Source organism: Shewanella sp. 38A_GOM-205m, from assembly GCF_000518445.1.
GTDB lineage: Bacteria > Pseudomonadota > Gammaproteobacteria > Enterobacterales > Shewanellaceae > Shewanella > Shewanella algae.
The window spans coordinates 276899-294543 of record NZ_JADP01000001.1 but is presented as its reverse complement, the minus strand read 5'-3'; the positions used below and the strand labels follow the sequence as shown (position 1 = coordinate 294543).

Sequence of the window (17645 nt, the reverse complement as noted above, 5' to 3'; positions counted from 1 at the left end):
TCTTTGTAAAAGTACCGCTGTAATCCAACCGAAAAACAGTTAAAGCTTTGATTACCATAGGCCGATAACCTGAGTATACCTATGGCGACAGTCAAATTTCTGTCTAATGTCGATTTGGACGGATAAGGATACTTCGCTGTGGAAATAGATCAAATTTAAATTTACGATTGCCTACAGATAAAGCAACTTGAGGAGTGGGGTTTGCAACAATGGATCCAGTGAATGGTACAATCCCCCCCTCAGGGTCAAGCCCAACTCCTCAAGCAAATGCATCCATCCCTCTGCTTCCGGTAACCACAGTCGATGTGGGTAGCGAGCTCAGACTACAACTGCAAAATGCACAGTATCAATTGCAGCTTGCCAATCAAGAGTCCAACGCTCAAGCCAAGGCCCTGTTGCATCAGGCCAATACTACACTGCTGGAGCTGACTCGCCCCTTACCGGAAATCGTTCAGGGCAAAACAGCCCAATTGCTGTTGCTGGCCGGTGAAGTCCAAATAAAACTGCCGGACGCTTTGATGCAGCTGGCAGCCAAAAATGGTATCAGTCAAACAGCACTGCAGCAGTTGGCAGCCAGGCCGCAAGGTTATCCCTTACCCATGTTGACTGTCTCCCAGGGTGAAATGCGTTTTGCCAATGGTACAAGCATAGCCTTCCCGCCGCAGTTACAACTACCTGCCGGAGAATACGTTGCCAAAGTTGTCAGCAACAGTCAGGGGCTACAGCTGCAATTAAGCCCCATCAATGCCAGATTGGAAGTAAAACTGACACCAATAGCAAATCTGCAACCCGCTGCCCCAACACAGGAAAGTGAGCAACTGATAACCAAGCCGGAAGTCGCCCAAACCTACGCCAGGTTGATAAAACTCCTTGAGCAGCAACCCCAATCCCAAGCGCAGCAAACCCAAAGTAAAGGGGAATCAGCACCATTGAGGGAAACGGCGGTTGATCTCAAAGCAGGCTTGTCTCAAACAGTTGCCAGCGGCAGTAAGTTGCCCGCTTCTGTCTTATCTCAGTCAACACAAACAGTTGATAATGCCCAGTTGCAGCAGCCGAAAAATGCCCCGCTGCCGGGGACAGAGAAATTCAGTAACCAAGTACTTCAGCAAGCGACTCAAGCCAATGCGGATAAGCCTGTTGGCACAAGTGCATCCAATAAAGTTGCCGGCGAAACAGCCAAAGCGCCCGAGCTGAACTTTCTCCAGCGCGCCTTCAATAAAGCCGGTGCCATGCCAAGGGCCGAGGCTATGACACTGGAGGTCAAACATAACCTGGCCGCTGAACTGCTCAAGCAATTACCGGCACTGTCGCCTGTGCCCCTGAGCGAGCTGGCAGAGCCGTCCCAACTTCGAAGTGAACTGCTTGGGCTCACAGGGTTGCAACTGACCAGTCAGCAAACGCAATCCCAGCCTTCAACTCAAGCCAGTGCCATTACCACCTTGTTTCAGCTGTTGCTTGGCGTTAGGGCCGGTAACCAAAACCTGAGTGTTCCGCAACGCCTGAAGCAATACCTGGAAGGACTTCAGAGCCGGTCCGGCCTGCAAACTCATCAGTTAGCTTCACTGGAGAAGAGCGGCACTCTGGACGCGCTGCAGCAGATGTCCCAGGCTGTCGCCCTATACCAGCAAGCCAATACAGACAATAGTGGTCAATGCTGGTATTTCATGCTGCCCTACTATCTCAACCAAAGAAACGAACAGTTGGAAGGCAAATTCGAACACAACAATCAGGATAAGGACGCAGACAAAGACAAGGCCTGGCAGTTGCAACTCAAGTTTAATCTGGGCATGGGCTCCTTGCTCGTCAAGGCGCAGGTGAAGGATTCCAAGGTCGACCTGCAGTTTATCGGCAGCACCCAGGCGCTGATCAGCAGGGTCAGCAACTTCCTGCCCCCCTTGTCGCAAAAGCTGGTTCAGTTAGGACTCACTCCCAATGAATTGAACGCCCACGTTGCCCCTGTGCCGGCCACACTGCTGCCCGGCGATCACTATCTGGTGCAACTGAAAGCCTGAGGAAAGACTATGTCTATGGATTCAAACGACAAGCAAGCCAAACCTCGTCAGGCAGTGGCCCTGAGTTATGATGGCAAAACTGCGCCCAAGATAACGGCCAAGGGCCAGGATCTGCTTGCGGAAGAGATCATTGCGTTAGCACAGGAGGCCGGGGTTCATATACATCAAGACCCTTACCTGAGTGACTTTCTGCAGATGTTGGAACTGGGGGAAGAGATCCCCAAGGAGCTCTATCAGCTAATCGCCGAACTGATAGCCTTTGTCTATATGTTGGACGGGAAATTTCCCGAGCAGTGGAATAACCTGCATCAGAGAATTGTCGACAAGGTTTAGGAAATCCGACTTCGACAGGCCCCGGCATACCTTCAGCCAGATGCCTTGAGCGCCAATTGTTGTGCAAGCAACTCTCTAAACAAGAGAACCCCACGAGGACTTATTTGCTTTGCACCTTCCTCAAGTAACGGATAACACTGACAAGCCGTTACCCTGAGAGCCAAAACGACTTGAGGTTTCTCGCATTCCTTTCAAATAGAAACAGAAAGAGCGCATCTCAATGCGCTCTTTCTTTACTCAGGCAAAATATCAAGCCCGGACCGTTTTACCGTGCAGACGGATCAAGAGTTCAGCTTCCGCCTTGGGCAACTCGCACTCGCGGATCAGTTCATCGACACCGGCTCCCAACTGCACCATCTTCATGGCCCTGCTGTAAAGCTTGGCCTGAGGGTCCTGCTGCATCGATTCATCGAGACGGGCATTTTGCTGCGCGAGGCGTTTCTCAAGCTCCAACACCCGCCGGCCAACGCCTATGGTGCCACTACGCAGTTCTTGCAACTCCCGCTTGAAGGCATCTCTTTGCCTGTCGCTTTCCTTGACCAGAACAGTTAACGCCTCAACCTTGCTTCTAAGCTTGTTGCTTTGTTTTTGCAGGTACAGCACCAGTCCGAGACAGGCAATGACATATACCAGCGCAGCGATAAAAAAAACATCGCCCATCATCGGTTAAAACTCCTTTTCCCGCAAAAGCCTATCAGATTTGCGCCAACTCGGCCCATTCATCATCTGACAGCAGCTTATCCAAGTCCACCAGGATCAGCAGTTCGTCGCCACGGTTGCTGACACCCTGAATAAACTTGGCACTCTCTTCGGTTCCCACATTCGGGGCGTTATCGATTTCAGAGCGGCGCAGATAAACCACTTCGGCCACACTGTCGACCAGAATACCTATCACCTGCTTTTCTGCTTCAATAATCACGATTCGGGTAGAATCGTCCACTTCAGAGGAGGGCAAACCAAAACGTGAGCGAGTATCAATAACGGTAACCACATTACCGCGCAGATTGATGATCCCCAACACATAATGAGGAGCTCCCGGAACCGGAGCTATTTCGGTATAACGTAATACTTCCTGAACCTGCATCACATTGATGCCATAGGTCTCGTTATCCAGCCTGAAGGTTACCCACTGGAGAACGGCATCGTCCTTGCCTCCGGATACCGCTGCTACATTTCTTGAATCAGTCATATTTACCTCAGTCTATCGGATCCTGACAACCTAACCCGGCATTGAGCATTTCAATCAATGCCTGCACGTGCAAAATGCCACACATTTGTTCTTTCACTACACCGGCCAACCAGGGGCGCTTACCTTCACTGCCACGCCAGTTGACCTGTGACTTGTCAATCTTGACCGCATTGACCAAAGATTCACAAGCCAAACCCCAATTACTGTTCTCTAATACTACAAGATATTGATAATTTACGGATTGCGCCAGTTTATCATCATATTTTTCCGGCATAACCCAAGCGCAGGTATCAACGATATTCAGCTGAGAGTCCCGATAACCCTGAACCCCCATAAACCATCCTGGCCGCCCAAAGATATGATTGATGCGCTCTATTCTGACTATGCCGCCCAGGCTTATCAGAGGCACGGCCAGCGTGAGTCCCGCCACCTTGAAGAACAATACTTGAAATTCATCTTCCAGTTGTTCCTTGAGCGGTTCTATAGGTGCCGCCGGCGCGCCGACTTGTGTCTCGAGCTGAACCTGTTCCAGAACCTCAGGCTCAGTCACCTCTTGGACTTGAATCTGCTCGTGAGCAGCATCGGTCTGAGTATCCAGCTGCCCGGTTATGGCCTCGCTTTGTAGCGAGGCAGCTGTGATGGTTTCCGACAGAGTTTCTGTCGGCACCTCTGTCTGCGTTACCTCGGCAACCTGCTCTTTAAACACCGGCGCCAGTAGCTGTTCCAGCGCATTACGGTCAAGTCTCGGCTTATCTGGCTCTGCCGGGTATTGCTTGGCAGTACCGTCCGCTCGAGAAAGCGGCGCTTTCTTGGGTGCCGTATCAACTGGCACAGCGATATCGTCCCGTAACCTAGACGTTGCCGGCGGAGTCTGCTCAGTTCTTGCCTCAACTACAGCTTGCGCTTTTTGTTCAGGCTTAATCGCAGATTGCGCCTCGGATTTAACCTCGGGTGCCGGCTCAGTCAGCAGAATGCTGAAATAATCAAAAACAGTTTCATCAACCGATTTTGACATGGTCAAACTCCCCCGCCAGCAGATAATCCAGCAAACGCTCGTAGGCCTTCACTCCGCGCGAGCTTGGGGCATAGTGGGACGCCGGCAGATGGGCCAAACTGGCGTCGCGAAACTTGGTATCCACAGGGATCACATCCGGCCAAAGCGTGTCGCCGTAAACCTCACCAAGATGTTGCAGCGCCGCAGGTGAAGCTTTGGTACGTCTGTCATACATGGTTGGCACTATGGAATAACTGTAGCGGGTCTTTTTCGAGCGCCCCATCAGTTCCATGGTTTTAATCATTCTATCCAGGCCTTTAATCGCCAAAAATTCGGTCTGAACCGGGATCACTATGTGTTGGCTGGCCGCCAGTGCATTGACCATCAATACACCCAGCACCGGGGGACAGTCGACCAAGGCAACATCGTAGTCATCCTCAACCGACTTGAGAATATTACGCAGCACCAGCCCCATCCCCTCTTGATGGCCAAGGGCTCGATCCAAAGTGGCCAATGCCATGGTTGCCGCCAAAAGATCGACTCCCTCAACAAATGTGGGAACCGCGTGTTGCTTTACCAAAGAGGTATCAAGATTCTTATGAGCCAGAAAGAGATCATACAATGAGCCGGGCACCTCTTCCGAATCTATGCCCAGGTAATAACCCAGCGAAGCATGGGGATCTGTGTCTATCATCAAAACCCGCTGACCACGCTTGGCCAGTGTGCCCGCCAAACTGGCAACTGTTGTGGTTTTGCCCACTCCGCCTTTTTGGTTTGCAATGGTCCAGACTTTCACTTTCCGCCCCTTATTCTCGCCTTATCGGCCAACTAGTGTAACGAGCCACTATTATTGTCGTTCTTGTCTTGTACGGCTACTCATTACCCTCTTCACGGGTAGTGACACGGATCCCACCGTGAGGTAAACGTATTACTTTTACGCCATTTTCCAGCTCTGTCACCCTGGCATCTTCAATCTGAGCAGGCAACGGCGCTGTGGCCCCAGCCTCGCCCGGGGTTCTTTCCGGTGAAATATCACCCAACGGAACTGACAAGTTGGTTGAAGCCGGAGCCTCTGGCTCCGTCCCGGATGTCACCTTAGGTCGAATCACATCCAATAAGGATGCGGTCTGTTGTGGGTGACGACTCATCCAATCGGCAATAATCGCGGCCTGTTCATCCGGCACCATCAACAGAACCTGGGACGATTCAAGCTGGGCGACTTTCTCACTCAGTTGCCGATTTTTTTGTCGCAAGTCCCAGTAAAGCGCCGCCACTACCACCAAGGCGACCAAAAACAAAAACAGCGCCAACCGGTATCCCAGCAGGCGCGTCTCTTTGTCAGCCACGAGCCGATTCTCTCAATATCGCCTCTGCCATATTATCCAGTGAAATGGACTGGCTGGAGATACCGGCCGCCGTCACTGCCTGTGGCATGCCATAAACAACGCAAGAGGCTTCATCCTGGGCCCAAATGGTGGCGCCAACACCTTTGAGCATGCGCGCGCCTTCTCGGCCATCGGCACCCATCCCCGTCAGAATGACCGCCAGTACATCTCCGCCAAAGGCCTTGGAGGCTGAAGCAAAAGTGATATCGACACAGGGCTTGTAGTTCATCTCTTCATTGCCGGCAAGAATTTTAATCCGGCCACCGGCGCCGGAGCGCTCGAGCATCATCTGCATGCCACCGGGCGCGAGATAGGCACAGCCTGGTCTGAGCATATCGCCATTGACCGCTTCTTTGACTTCTATCTTGCACAAGCCATTGAGCCTGCTGGCAAAGGCCGGAGTAAAGGCTGCAGGCATGTGCTGTACCAATAAGATAGGATGCGGATAATCCGCCGGAAACTGGGTCAAAATTCGCTGCAATGCCACAGGGCCGCCAGTGGAGGTGCCTATGGCCAACAGCTTGTATTGTTTACCACTGGCTCTGGCTGGGGCCGCTCCGCCGCTGCGCCTCACCGGCTGGCGACTGGCGGCAGCACTTTCAGCTGTGGCGGCTTGACGCTGCAGACTGCTTGGCGCCGTGGGTCGGCTTGGGGTGGTTGCCGGCGTAGGCGCCACACTCGGACGGACTATAGGGCGGAATATACGCCTGCGTCCCAACGCCTTGACTCTTTGCTGAAGCAGTCGAATCGCCTCGTCCTTGTTGGTAGCAATGTCCTCAAAGCGTTTGGGCAGAAAATCGAGAGCCCCGGCGTCCAGCGCATCCAAGGTCGCCTTGGCTCCATCATGGGTCAAGGAGGAAAACATCAGGATCGGTGTCGGATGAGAGGCCATTATCTGCCGCACGGCAGTAATCCCGTCCATGACAGGCATTTCAATATCCATGGTAATCACCTGAGGCTTGAGCTCGGCGGCCAGTTTAACGGCTTCGGCACCGTTATTGGCCATACCTATCACCTCAAGCTCAGGATCCTGATTGACTATCTCGCTGACACGTCGTCGAAAGAAGCTCGAATCATCGACAACCAAAACTTTAATGGTCATTTAAATCCTTATACGGCACTTCAACGCTTGGATTTGGCGTAGTGCTTCAATAATCCTGGTACATCGAGGATCAGCGCGATTCCGCCGTCCGACGTAATTGTGGCCCCGGCCATACCCGGGGTGCCATGCAACATGGAGCCCAGAGGTTTAATTACCACCTCTTCCTGACCTATCAGGGCATCTACCACAAAACCTATCTGCATGGTGCCAAGCTGAACTATGACCACATGGCCATGTTTCTTGTCACCATGCTGGAAACTCATCGGCTTACGGCTGAGCCAACGCTCGAGATAGAAGAGTGGCACCGCTTTGTCCCGAACGATCACTGTCAATTGCCCATCTACAATATTGGTCTTGGTCAGATCCAGATGGAAAATCTCATTCACGCTGGAAAGCGGCAAGGCAAACACCTGCTTGGCAACTTCCACCATCAGAGTGGGCATAATCGCCAAGGTCAAAGGTACCTTGATCTCCAGACGGGTGCCTTTACCCTTGACCGAATCGATATGCACAGAGCCGTTAAGTTGAGTAATACGGGTCTTGACTACATCCATCCCAACACCTCGGCCGGAGATATCGGAAATCTCCACCTTGGTTGAGAAGCCGGGAGCGAAGATCAGGTTATAGGCTTCCTGATCGGACATTCGGGCGGCGCTGTCTTCATCCAGCACACCACGACTTATGGCAATCTCTTTGAGTTTGGCAGCGTCCATACCAGCGCCGTCATCCTCAATTTTAAGCAGGATATGGTCACCTTCCTGACTGGCCGCCAAGGTAATAACCCCGGTTCTGGGCTTACCATTGGCCTCGCGCACATCAGGCATTTCAATACCGTGATCCACTGAGTTACGCACCAGGTGAACCAGGGGGTCGGCAAGGGCTTCGACCAGGTTCTTATCCAGATCCGTGTCTTCACCTATCATTCGCAGATCTATCTCTTTATTGAGACTGCGGGCCAAGTCGCGAACCACCCGAGGGAAACGACCGAATACTTTCTTAATCGGCTGCATCCGGGTCTTCATCACGGCACCCTGCAGATCAGAGGTCACCAGATCCAGGTTGGCCAGCGCCTTGGACATCTCTTCATCTTCGCGGGATATCCCGAGGCTGACCAAGCGGTTACGTACCAATACCAGCTCACCGACCATATTCATGATCTCATCCAGACGAGCCGTATCTACCCGAACAGTGGTTTCCCCCTGAGGCACACTGGTCGCAGCCTTGGCTGGAGCTGTGTCTTTGGCAACAGCAGGAGCCTTGGCCTGAGGTTTGGCGGCCGCTTTAGGTGCCTCGACTTTGGCAGCAGCTGGAGCCGCCTTCGGCGTAGCAGCGGCATTCGCTGCCGGTGCTTTGGGTGCGGCTACTTGGGATGCAGATGCTTGAGATGCAGCAGGCGCTTTGGCACTTGCATTACCCGCAGCATGCTCTGAACCACTGGTGTTAGCGCCAGGACCGGCGCCTTTGCCGTGCAACTCATCAAGCAGCTTTTCAAACTCATCATCGGAAATTTCATCGGCATCGACACTGGCAGCAGGCGCTTCCTCTACGGCACAGTTGGCAGCGGGTGCAGCAGCAAACTGGCCTTTGCCATGAAGCTCATCGAGCAGCTTTTCAAACTCATCGTCTGTGATGTCATCGGAAGAGGTGTTGGCAGGTGCGCTATCGCTGGGCTTGGGAGCATCACCACTCGGGGCCTGAGTACTGTTGGCAGAAGGCCCCTTGCCTGAACCATGCAGGGCATCCAGCAGGGCTTCAAACTCGGCTTCATCGATTTCATCTATGCTGCCTTCAGCCCCTTGGGCCGGGGCCTTGGGGGCTTCAGGAGTTGGCGCTGCCGGCTCATCAAACAGTTCCACCCCGGCGCTGTCGAGCATGCCGTCAAACAGCTCATCAACACTCTCATCGCTGGGTTCTACTGCAACAGGAGTTTCCTCCTGAGCCTGCTCGGAGGGCAAAGGCGCTCCTGAACTGAGCAACTTGAGTTTGTCCAGCAAGACTTCATCCGCGGGCTCTTGCTCCTGACCGGACTGAGTTTGACCGAACATGGTATTTATACTGTCGAGCGCCTGCAGAATGATGTCCATCAATTCAGAGCTGACGCTGCGCTTACCGGTACGCAACAAGTCGAAGGTGTTTTCTGCCTCGTGGCATACATCCACCATGGGGGCCAATCCCAGGAATCCGGCACCGCCTTTGACCGTGTGAAATCCCCTGAAGATGGCGTTGAGCAGATCCGTATCTTCCGGATTGTTTTCCAGAGACACCAACTGTTCCTGCAACAGCTCTAGGATCTCGCCTGCTTCAATTAAAAAATCCTGGAGTATCTCTTCATCAACATCAAAGGCCATTAAATTGACTCCTAATTAGAAACCCAGACTCGAAAGCAGATCATCTACTTCATCCTGACCGTTCACCACGTCTTCGCGTTGCTCTGCGTTCAGGATAGGCCCTTCTGCCTCTATGCTCTTCTCTTCCTTGCCGCGAATTTCATCCAGCGGCTGCTCACCGAATACTGTCAGCATAGAAACCAAGCTATTTTCGACTTCCCGAACCAGTTCTATGACCCGGCGAATCATCTGTCCGGTCAAGTCCTGAAAATCCTGGGCCATCAGAATCTGATTCAGCAATTCCCGCAGGCGACAGGCATCGGCTTCGCTCTGCTGCATAAAGTGCTGTACGTCATGACACAAGCTCTTGAATTCATGCAAGGCCAGATCGCGGCGCATCAACTTGTCCCAGGCGGGCTTAACATTTTGCAGGTTGGTACTCAGAGCATCCGACAGCGGCAGACATTCCTCAACCGCGTCCATGGTCTTGTTGGCGGCTTGCTCTGTCATATCTATGACATAAGTCAGTCGCTCTTTGGCATCGGGAATATCAGTATTGGCAAGCTCAATAAGCCGGCTATCCACTTGAAAATCCACCAAGGCGCTATGCAACTGGCGGGTCAACTTGCCAACTTCATCAAACAGCTCCCGTTGCAGGGGAGTCGCCAGTTCCCGAAGTAATTCATCGGCCTTTTCCTGCTCGCCCTGACTGAGCAAGGCCACTAATTCCTGCGCCTGCTCCAGTGTCACCAGCCCGGATGTCTCTGCTTTCATCGCATCACCCCACTCAACCGAGCCGTTCGAAGATCTTATCCAACTTCTCTTTCAGCGTAGCGGCAGTAAAAGGTTTAACGACATAACCATTCACACCGGCCTGAGCAGCCGCGATGATCTGTTCGCGTTTTGCTTCGGCTGTCACCATCAATACAGGGATATGCTTGAGGTGCTCATCGGCGCGAATCGCCTTGAGCAGGTCAATCCCCTGCATACCTGGCATGTTCCAGTCGGTTACGACGAAATCAAAATCGCCCTTTTGCAGCATAGGCAGGGCTGTTGAACCGTCGTCTGCTTCCTGGGTGTTGTTGAACCCCAGGTCTCGCAACAAGTTCTTAATGATCCGTCTCATCGTTGAAAAGTCATCAACGATAAGAATCTTCATATTCTTGTCCAAGGTTTCCTCCGGTGAGCTGACATACTTAAAAGTTGCTCAATCATTAATTACGCTTGTGTCCAGTGCTTGAGTTTGGCTTTCAGCCTCAGCATGGCCTGACTATGGATCTGGCTCACCCGGGACTCACTTACCTCAAGAATGGCACCAATCTCTTTTAAATTCAGTGCTTCATCATAATATAGCGACAAAACCAAGGCATCGCGCTCTGGCAAGCGCTTAATTGCATCGGTCAAGGCTGATTGGAATTGGCTTTGGGCCAGATCCTCAAAAGTGTCGTCGGCCGGCATATCTTCCGACACCAGTACATCGGGCGCTACCCCCAGGTCTTCTATCCCTATGATTTTTCCGGTAGAAACATCATTGAGAATATGATGGTATTCATCCAGCGACATATCCAGTCGCTCGGCAATTTCACTATCACGGGCATCCCGGCCCAGCTCTTGTTCGAGCTCATCCATTACCTGAGCTACACGCCGGTTGTTGCGATGAACCGAGCGTGGCACCCAGTCGCCACGGCGTATTTCATCTATCATGGCGCCACGTATGCGGATCCCGGCAAAGGTTTCAAACTTTGCACCTTTGCTGCCATCAAATTTGGATGAAGCTTCCAGCAGTCCCATCATGCCGGCCTGCAGCAGGTCATCGAGCTGAACCGATGCAGGCAGACGCGCGAGCAGGTGATGGGCTATTCGTTTTACCAACGGTGCATATTGCTCAACGATCTGTGTCTTATCGTTTAAACCTGAGTATGCAGCCGCTTTATTCACTCGCACCTTCCTCCTGGTATTCAGTTCTTTGTACCAAACGTTCGACAAAGAACTCGAGGTGGCCTCCCGGTTGCTGAGGTATAGGCCAGCTCATAATCTTGTTGGCCAGCCCATGGTAGGCGATGCTGGCCGGAGATTTGGGATAAGCTTCCACTATCAGTTTCTGCTTTCGCACCGACTTGCGCAGGTTCTCATCGAACGGAATAGTTGCTACAAGTTCCAGTGCCACATCCAAAAATCTGTCGGTTACTTTACTGAGCTTAGCAAATAACTCCATACCTTCCCGCAAACTACGTACCATATTTGCGACAATTTTGAAGCGGAACACACCATGCTCACGACTGAGTATCTTAATCAGTGCATAAGCATCGGTAATTGAGGTGGGTTCATCACAGACAACCACGAGTACATCCTGTGATGCACGAGAGAAGCTGAGTACCATATCTGAGATCCCGGCGGCCGTATCGACTACCAAGATATCAAACTGGGTTTTCATTTCGCTGAAGGCGCGGATAAGACCGGCGTGTTGGGCCGCAGTCAACTCGACCATGGCCTGGGTGCCCGAGGTGGCGGGAATAATGCCAATTCCTTTTGGGCCACGAACAATAATATCATCGAGTTCAGACTCACCCGAGAGCACATGGGATAAGTTACGTTCGGCGCGCAGCCCGAGCATCACATCCACGTTGGCCAACCCAAGGTCAGCATCCAATACCAGGACGCGTTTGCCTTTCTCCGCCAGAGCAACCGCAGTATTGATGGAGACGCTGGTTTTACCCACCCCACCCTTGCCTCCGGTCACGGCAATCACTTTTACTCTTTCGTTATTTGGTTGATTCATCATTCGTAAACCGCTCGCTTGGTCCCGGGTCATAGCTTTACTCAAATGCATAGGTCATCTCTTCTGACCTGGCTTTATTATTAAAATGGCTTGCTTCTGTCTTGTTCAATACGGCCAATGCCTGCTTGGCCAAGGTCAGGGTATCGGCTACCTGCATATCCTCAGGAACCCTTTGACCGTCAGTAATATAACTTAATGATAACCCACTTTGGATCAACACGCTCAGCGCGGCGCCCAAAGAGACGGACTCATCAAGTTTAGTTAAAACCGCCCCTGCGAGATCAATTCGCTGGAAATGACTTACCGCCTCTTCAAGCACACGGCGTTGACCGGTTGCCGAGAGCACCAGATAGCTACGAATAGGCAAACGGTTATTGGCGGCAAGGTTATCCAGTTGTTGGTACAGGCGCATATCCCTTTGTCCCATACCTGCGGTATCTATCAAAACCAGTTTCCGGCTGCGGAACTGATACAGTATCTGCTCCAACTCATTGAGATCATGAGCTTGCTTCACCGGACATCCCATTATTTTGCCATAAGTTGCCAATTGCTCAAAGGCTCCGATGCGATAATGGTCCATGGTGACCAACAATACAGAATCCGGGCCATGATGGGCAATGAAACGGGCCGCAAGTTTGGCCAATGTTGTGGTTTTACCAACACCGGTAGGACCGACCAACGCGACAATGCCGCCCTGGCGCATTAAATCATCACCTTGATTATCAAGCAGGTTTGCCAGACTTTGCGGCAAGGCACGGCCAAGTTCAGCGCTTTGATAGTGCTGGCTTAAAGATGCCAGGCGCTCGGCAACATCAGGGGAAAACTCGGCTTCCAGTAATTTACGCTTCAACATGGCGCCGACAGGATCTGTACGGCTGCGCTGATCCGACATCAAACTGGAAAGCTGATGGGTCAACAAACCACGCAGGGAAGCCAGCTCTTCACGCATGGCTTCCATCTCTTGCTGTTGCTTGGCGCTGTTGCCCTTGCTTGCCCGCTCAGGCGTTTTTTCACGCAGCTGTGGCGCTGGCTTGTGCTCTTCGCCAAGCCCTTTGGCCCAGGCAGGCATATCTAAATCTTTGGCGCTGTTTTGCTGCCCCAGCTGTTCATTCAAACGGCTCTGTTGCCGCTCAAGCAAAGCTTGCAGAGAATCGGCAACAGGCTCCGGGTTGGTCTTACTATTGCTGCGCACATGACCACTGCCGAGGGAGACTTTGTCCTCACCCAACTCCATAAAAGGCGATGCGGTTGGCGCCGCAGCAGGCTTGGGAGAGTCGTAATCAACCGCCGCCACTATCTCTATGCCGCCGGTAACCTTCTTGTTGGACATGATTACGGCATCTGCCCCCAGAGTCTCTTTCACCTGAGCCAGCGCAGCACGCATATCTTTGGCAAAAAAACGTTTAATCTTCACTTTCGGTTACCCCTGTTGGCCAACGGCTGACACTATGCGTATCTGTTTCTCATCGGGAACCTCCTGATAGGAGATCACCCGCAGATTGGGAATAGTGTGCTTAACAAAACGTGACAGAGTAGAACGCAGCATGCCGGATGTCAGCAATATGGCGGGCTGACCGACCATTTCCTGCTTCTGGGCCGCTCCGGCCAGTGACTGCTGCATACGCTCTGCCAGTCCCGGCTCGATATTCGGACCTTCGCCCCCTGTCGCCTGCATTGACTGATGCAACATCTGTTCCAACTCTGGCGCCAAAGTTATGACGGGGATTTCAGGCTCAGGACCGGCTATCTCCTGCACTATCATGCGTTTAAGGGCAATACGTACCGCGGCGGTCAACACCTCGGTATCATTGCTCTTGGGACCGTACTCCAGCAGGGTTTGGACTATGGTGCGCAGATCCCGAATCGATACCCCCTCGTTAAGCAGGTTCTGCATCACCTTAACTACATTACCCAGGGTCATCACATCGGGAATAAAGCCATCGACCAACTTGGGCGAATGCTTGGCCAGCATATCCAGCAACTGTTGCACTTCTTCGTAGCCCAGCAGTTTGGAGGCGTTGTTGGTCAGAAGTTGACTGAGATGAGTGGCCACCACTGTGGCGGCATCCACAACCGTGTAGCCCAGAGTCTGGGCGTGCTCTCTGAGCTCGGGGGCAATCCATACCGCATCCAGACCAAAGGCGGGATCCTTGGTTTCTATGCCATCCAGCTTACCGAATACCTGTCCCGGGTTAATCGCCAGTTCGCAATCGTGACGTACTTCGGCTTCACCACTTGCCACCCCCATCAAAGAGATGCGATAGGCATTGGGAGAAAGGTCCAGGTTGTCGCGGATATGTACCGCCGGCACCAGGAAACCCAGTTCCTGAGACAGCTTCTTGCGTACCCCTTTGATACGGCCGAGAAGCTCGCCGCCCTGACCTTTATCCACCAAAGGAATAAGGCGATAACCCACCTCCAAGCCAATGGTGTCCACATGACGTACATCGTCCCAACTGAGTTCTTTGGGTTCGTTGAGGCTCTTCTCGGTGGGCCCTTTCTTGGCGAGCTCCAGCGCTTGCTGTTTGTTCTTTTCATTACGTTTGTAGATAAAGAAGGCGCCCACTGAGGCCAGCAAGGCAAAGGTTAAAAACGCCAGATGAGGCATGCCGGGCACTATCCCCATCACAAAGAGTACCGCAGAAGCGATGAGCAATGATTTGGGGTTGTCGAACATCTGCTGCACGACCTGCTGTCCCATATCGCCGGACTCATTCTGACGGGTCACCATCAGCGCGGCAGCGATGGACAACAACAGCCCGGGTATCTGCGCTACCAGGCCGTCACCTATGGTCAGCAGGGTGTAAATCTCTACCGCTTGGGAAAAGCTCAGTCCGTGCTGAACTATCCCTATGATGAAACCACCCAAGATGTTGATCACCAAGATCAAAATACCGGCAATCGCATCCCCTTTCACAAACTTGGAGGCACCGTCCATAGAACCGTAGAAGTCGGCCTCACGGGTGACTTCTTCCCGGCGTACCCTGGCCTGCTCCTGATTGAGGATCCCGGCATTGAGGTCGGCATCAATCGCCATCTGTTTACCCGGCATGGCGTCCAAGGTAAAGCGGGCACTCACTTCCGAAATACGCCCGGCACCTTTGGTTACCACGGCAAAGTTGATGATAATCAGAATGAGGAACACCACCAGACCTACGGCATAGTTACCGCCGATCACCACAGAGCCGAAGGCCTCAATCACTTTACCGGCAGCATCACCGCCGTTATGACCTTCGAGCAACACCACCCGGGTAGAAGCAACGTTAAGTGCCAGTCTGAGCAGAGTGGCTACCAGCAAAACGGTCGGGAAAGCAGCAAAATCCAGTGGCCTTTGAGTGTAAACAGCCACCAGCAGCACCACCAGCGCCAAGGCGATATTGAAGGAAAACAGGATATCCAGCAGAAAGGCCGGCATAGGCAAAACTATCATGGCCAGCGTCGCCAGGACCAGAAGCGGCGTGCCTACGCCCTTGAAGTTTGCCGGTTTTACTTGCCTCAGTTGCCCGAGCGTCGCTTTAACATCCATTCACTATCAGCCTGAAGTTTGACACTTAGACCAAGTTCAGCAAGTTTCGCGCCAAGTTAACTTCAATACTGCTTGTATTCATCCGGGATGGGTTGATTGAGGGGGATAGGTTTGGGCCGAGTGCCCTTGCCTTTTTGGTATTGCCTGAGCTGGAACACATAGGCGAGCACTTGGGCTACAGCGGTGAACAGGCCTTCGGGGATCTGCTGATTGAGCTTGGTAGTATGGTAAATCGCCCGCGCCAGAGGCGGCGCCGACACTATGGCAACCTGGTGCTCTCTGGCAACTTCACGAATTTTAAAGGCCACATCGTCGACGCCCTTGGCAAGCACAAAGGGCGCAGGTGACTTGTCTACATCGTACTTTATCGCTACCGCGAAGTGCTCGGGGTTAACCACTATCACATCGGCCTTGGGCACTTCACTCATCATCCGCCGCTGGGCCATCTCCCTTTGCAACTGGCGAATACGGCCTTTGACCTCGGGCTTTCCTTCGGTGTCCTTGTACTCGTCTTTGACTTCCTGCTTGGTCATCCGCAATTGCTTGGCGTGGTTCCAAATTTGAAACGGCACGTCAATGACCACTATCACCAGGGTGGACGCACTCAGTAGAATAAACATCCATACCAAGAGATCCAATGCATGGCGTATGTTGCCCGGCAGGTGATCCTGCGACAACCTGAGAATATCTTCAAAGTAGAAGCTCAGCAGCAGATAGGCTGACAGTGCCACCACGGAAAACTTGGCGATCCCCTTGGCCAGCTCCACCAGCGCCTGTACCCCGAACATCCTTTTAAAGCCGGTCATAGGGTTCATCTTACTGCCCTTGGGCATAAATGCCTGGGTCGAAAAACTGATACCGCCAAGAACAATATTACCGACAAAGGCCACGAAACCGAGAAACAGAATAAAACCGGCCATGGGCCAACCCAGCTCGGCGGCAACTATACCCCAGACATTGAACATGCTGTTGGTATCGAATATCTGATCCCGTTCCATGGAGAAGATACGGCTCATGACAGAGGCCAGACTGGCGGCCAGACTTGGCCCCAGCATGGCAAAGCCCACGGCTGCGGCCAACAATACCGCCGAGGTCCCCAACTCTTTTGACCTTGCAACCTGCCCCTTCTCTCTGGCCTGTTGCAAGCGCCTGGAGGTTGCCTCCTCGCTTTTTTCCTGCCCGTCTTCGTTCTCTGCCATCAGGGGACTCCATCCAGATTACAGGTCAGCTCCAGCATGTCACACAGCAACAGCTGCGCCGCATGCCAAACCTCATCGAAGTGAGCCATCACAGGCCCCAGTGTCAGCCAAAGAATAATCAGGCCACCTATCATGGTAACGGGAAAACCTATGGCAAAAATGTTCAGCTGGGGCGCCGCCCGGGTCATCACCCCGAAAGAGAGGTTAACGGTAAGCAGTGCGATAATGGCCGAGATAGACATGGTCAACGCGGCGCCGAACATATAACTGCCCCACTCAGCCAGGGTGCGATAGTTGGCAATTTTGATCCCTTCGCTGGATACCGGCAAGGTTTCAAAGCTTGCCACCAGCATACGTATCATTACCAGGTGGCCATCGACCGCCAGGAAGATCATGGTGGTCAGCAGCAAAAAGAAGTTACCTATCACAGGCGTTTGCTGCCCTGAGCTGGGATCCACCATGGAAGCAAAGCCCAAACTGGTTTGCATGCCGATTATCTGCCCGGTCAGCACAAAGGTTTGCATAATGAGCAAGGTAACAAACCCCATGGCGGTACCGATAAGAATCTGTTGAGTAGTAATAAATACTGCTGCGAGAGAGAAAAGATCCACTCCGGGCATGGGCGGCAAGACAGGCGCTATTGCCACAGTCAGGGCCAGCGCCAGCAACAAACGGACTCTGGCAGGTGTGGTATTGGCGCCAAAAACCGCCATCACCATCAACATGCTGGCCACCCGAAACAATGGCCAGAGGTAGGCGGCCAGAGTTTGTTGGATGCTGTCGAACAGTATCTCCATGG

Annotated in this window: 17 protein-coding genes; 2 read left to right on the top strand and 15 right to left on the bottom strand. The window is 52.8% G+C overall.

Features of this window, described 5'->3' with window-relative positions:
- Positions 1-209: 209 nt before the first annotated feature.
- Complete coding sequence (locus N512_RS21935) at positions 210-2012, top strand: hypothetical protein (protein WP_156029015.1); 1803 nt, start codon at positions 210-212, stop codon at positions 2010-2012.
- A gap of 9 nt (positions 2013-2021) precedes the next feature.
- Entirely contained in the window at positions 2022-2345 is a 324-nt protein-coding gene (locus tag N512_RS0101340; protein ID WP_231473474.1) for an EscU/YscU/HrcU family type III secretion system export apparatus switch protein, read from the top strand.
- Positions 2346-2594: 249 nt separating this feature from the next.
- On the opposite strand, the gene N512_RS0101335 is transcribed toward N512_RS0101340, so the two are convergent.
- The 15 genes from N512_RS0101335 to fliR form a co-directional block, all read right to left on the bottom strand.
- Positions 2595-3005, bottom strand: a complete 411-nt coding sequence (locus N512_RS0101335) for a DUF2802 domain-containing protein (RefSeq protein WP_028779145.1) — start codon at positions 3003-3005, stop codon at positions 2595-2597.
- Between the two features lie 34 nt (positions 3006-3039).
- On the bottom strand, positions 3040-3534 hold the full coding sequence (locus N512_RS0101330) for a chemotaxis protein CheW (RefSeq protein WP_025011081.1): 495 nt from the start codon (positions 3532-3534) through the stop codon (positions 3040-3042).
- A gap of 7 nt (positions 3535-3541) precedes the next feature.
- Positions 3542-4549, bottom strand: coding sequence for a chemotaxis protein CheW (locus N512_RS0101325; RefSeq protein WP_028779144.1), 1008 nt, complete (start codon positions 4547-4549; stop codon positions 3542-3544).
- A complete protein-coding gene (locus N512_RS0101320; RefSeq protein ID WP_028779143.1) occupies positions 4533-5324 on the bottom strand; it encodes a ParA family protein in 792 nt (263 codons plus the stop codon). Before N512_RS0101320 ends, N512_RS0101325 begins: the two co-directional genes overlap by 17 nt.
- 76 nt (positions 5325-5400) lie before the next feature.
- Positions 5401-5874 carry a hypothetical protein gene (locus tag N512_RS0101315; protein ID WP_051472587.1) on the bottom strand — a complete coding sequence of 158 codons (474 nt, stop codon included), beginning with the start codon at positions 5872-5874 and terminating at the stop codon, positions 5401-5403.
- Complete coding sequence (locus N512_RS0101310) at positions 5867-7015, bottom strand: protein-glutamate methylesterase/protein-glutamine glutaminase (protein ID WP_028779141.1); 1149 nt, start codon at positions 7013-7015, stop codon at positions 5867-5869. The genes N512_RS0101315 and N512_RS0101310 overlap by 8 nt, the downstream gene beginning before the upstream one ends.
- A gap of 20 nt (positions 7016-7035) precedes the next feature.
- Positions 7036-9363, bottom strand: a complete 2328-nt coding sequence (locus tag N512_RS0101305) for a chemotaxis protein CheA (RefSeq protein WP_028779140.1) — start codon at positions 9361-9363, stop codon at positions 7036-7038.
- Positions 9364-9378: 15 nt separating this feature from the next.
- On the bottom strand, positions 9379-10116 hold the full coding sequence (locus tag N512_RS0101300) for a protein phosphatase CheZ (protein WP_028779139.1): 738 nt from the start codon (positions 10114-10116) through the stop codon (positions 9379-9381).
- 13 nt (positions 10117-10129) lie between these two features.
- Positions 10130-10513, bottom strand: a complete 384-nt coding sequence (cheY, locus tag N512_RS0101295; RefSeq protein ID WP_025011074.1) for a chemotaxis response regulator CheY — start codon at positions 10511-10513, stop codon at positions 10130-10132.
- A 47-nt stretch (positions 10514-10560) separates the two neighbouring features.
- On the bottom strand, positions 10561-11280 hold the full coding sequence (locus N512_RS0101290; RefSeq protein ID WP_025011073.1) for an RNA polymerase sigma factor FliA: 720 nt from the start codon (positions 11278-11280) through the stop codon (positions 10561-10563).
- Positions 11273-12154, bottom strand: coding sequence for a MinD/ParA family protein (locus tag N512_RS0101285; RefSeq protein ID WP_028779138.1), 882 nt, complete (start codon positions 12152-12154; stop codon positions 11273-11275). The genes N512_RS0101290 and N512_RS0101285 overlap by 8 nt, the downstream gene beginning before the upstream one ends.
- A 4-nt stretch (positions 12155-12158) precedes the next feature.
- Complete coding sequence (flhF, locus tag N512_RS0101280; protein WP_028779137.1) at positions 12159-13535, bottom strand: flagellar biosynthesis protein FlhF; 1377 nt, start codon at positions 13533-13535, stop codon at positions 12159-12161.
- Positions 13536-13541: 6 nt separating this feature from the next.
- Complete coding sequence (flhA, locus tag N512_RS0101275; RefSeq protein ID WP_028779136.1) at positions 13542-15647, bottom strand: flagellar biosynthesis protein FlhA; 2106 nt, start codon at positions 15645-15647, stop codon at positions 13542-13544.
- A 62-nt stretch (positions 15648-15709) separates the two neighbouring features.
- On the bottom strand, positions 15710-16846 hold the full coding sequence (gene flhB, locus N512_RS0101270) for a flagellar biosynthesis protein FlhB (RefSeq protein WP_028779135.1): 1137 nt from the start codon (positions 16844-16846) through the stop codon (positions 15710-15712).
- Positions 16846-17643 carry a flagellar biosynthetic protein FliR gene (gene fliR, locus N512_RS0101265; protein ID WP_025011070.1) on the bottom strand — a complete coding sequence of 266 codons (798 nt, stop codon included), beginning with the start codon at positions 17641-17643 and terminating at the stop codon, positions 16846-16848. The genes flhB and fliR overlap by 1 nt, the downstream gene beginning before the upstream one ends.
- Positions 17644-17645 lie beyond the last annotated feature (2 nt).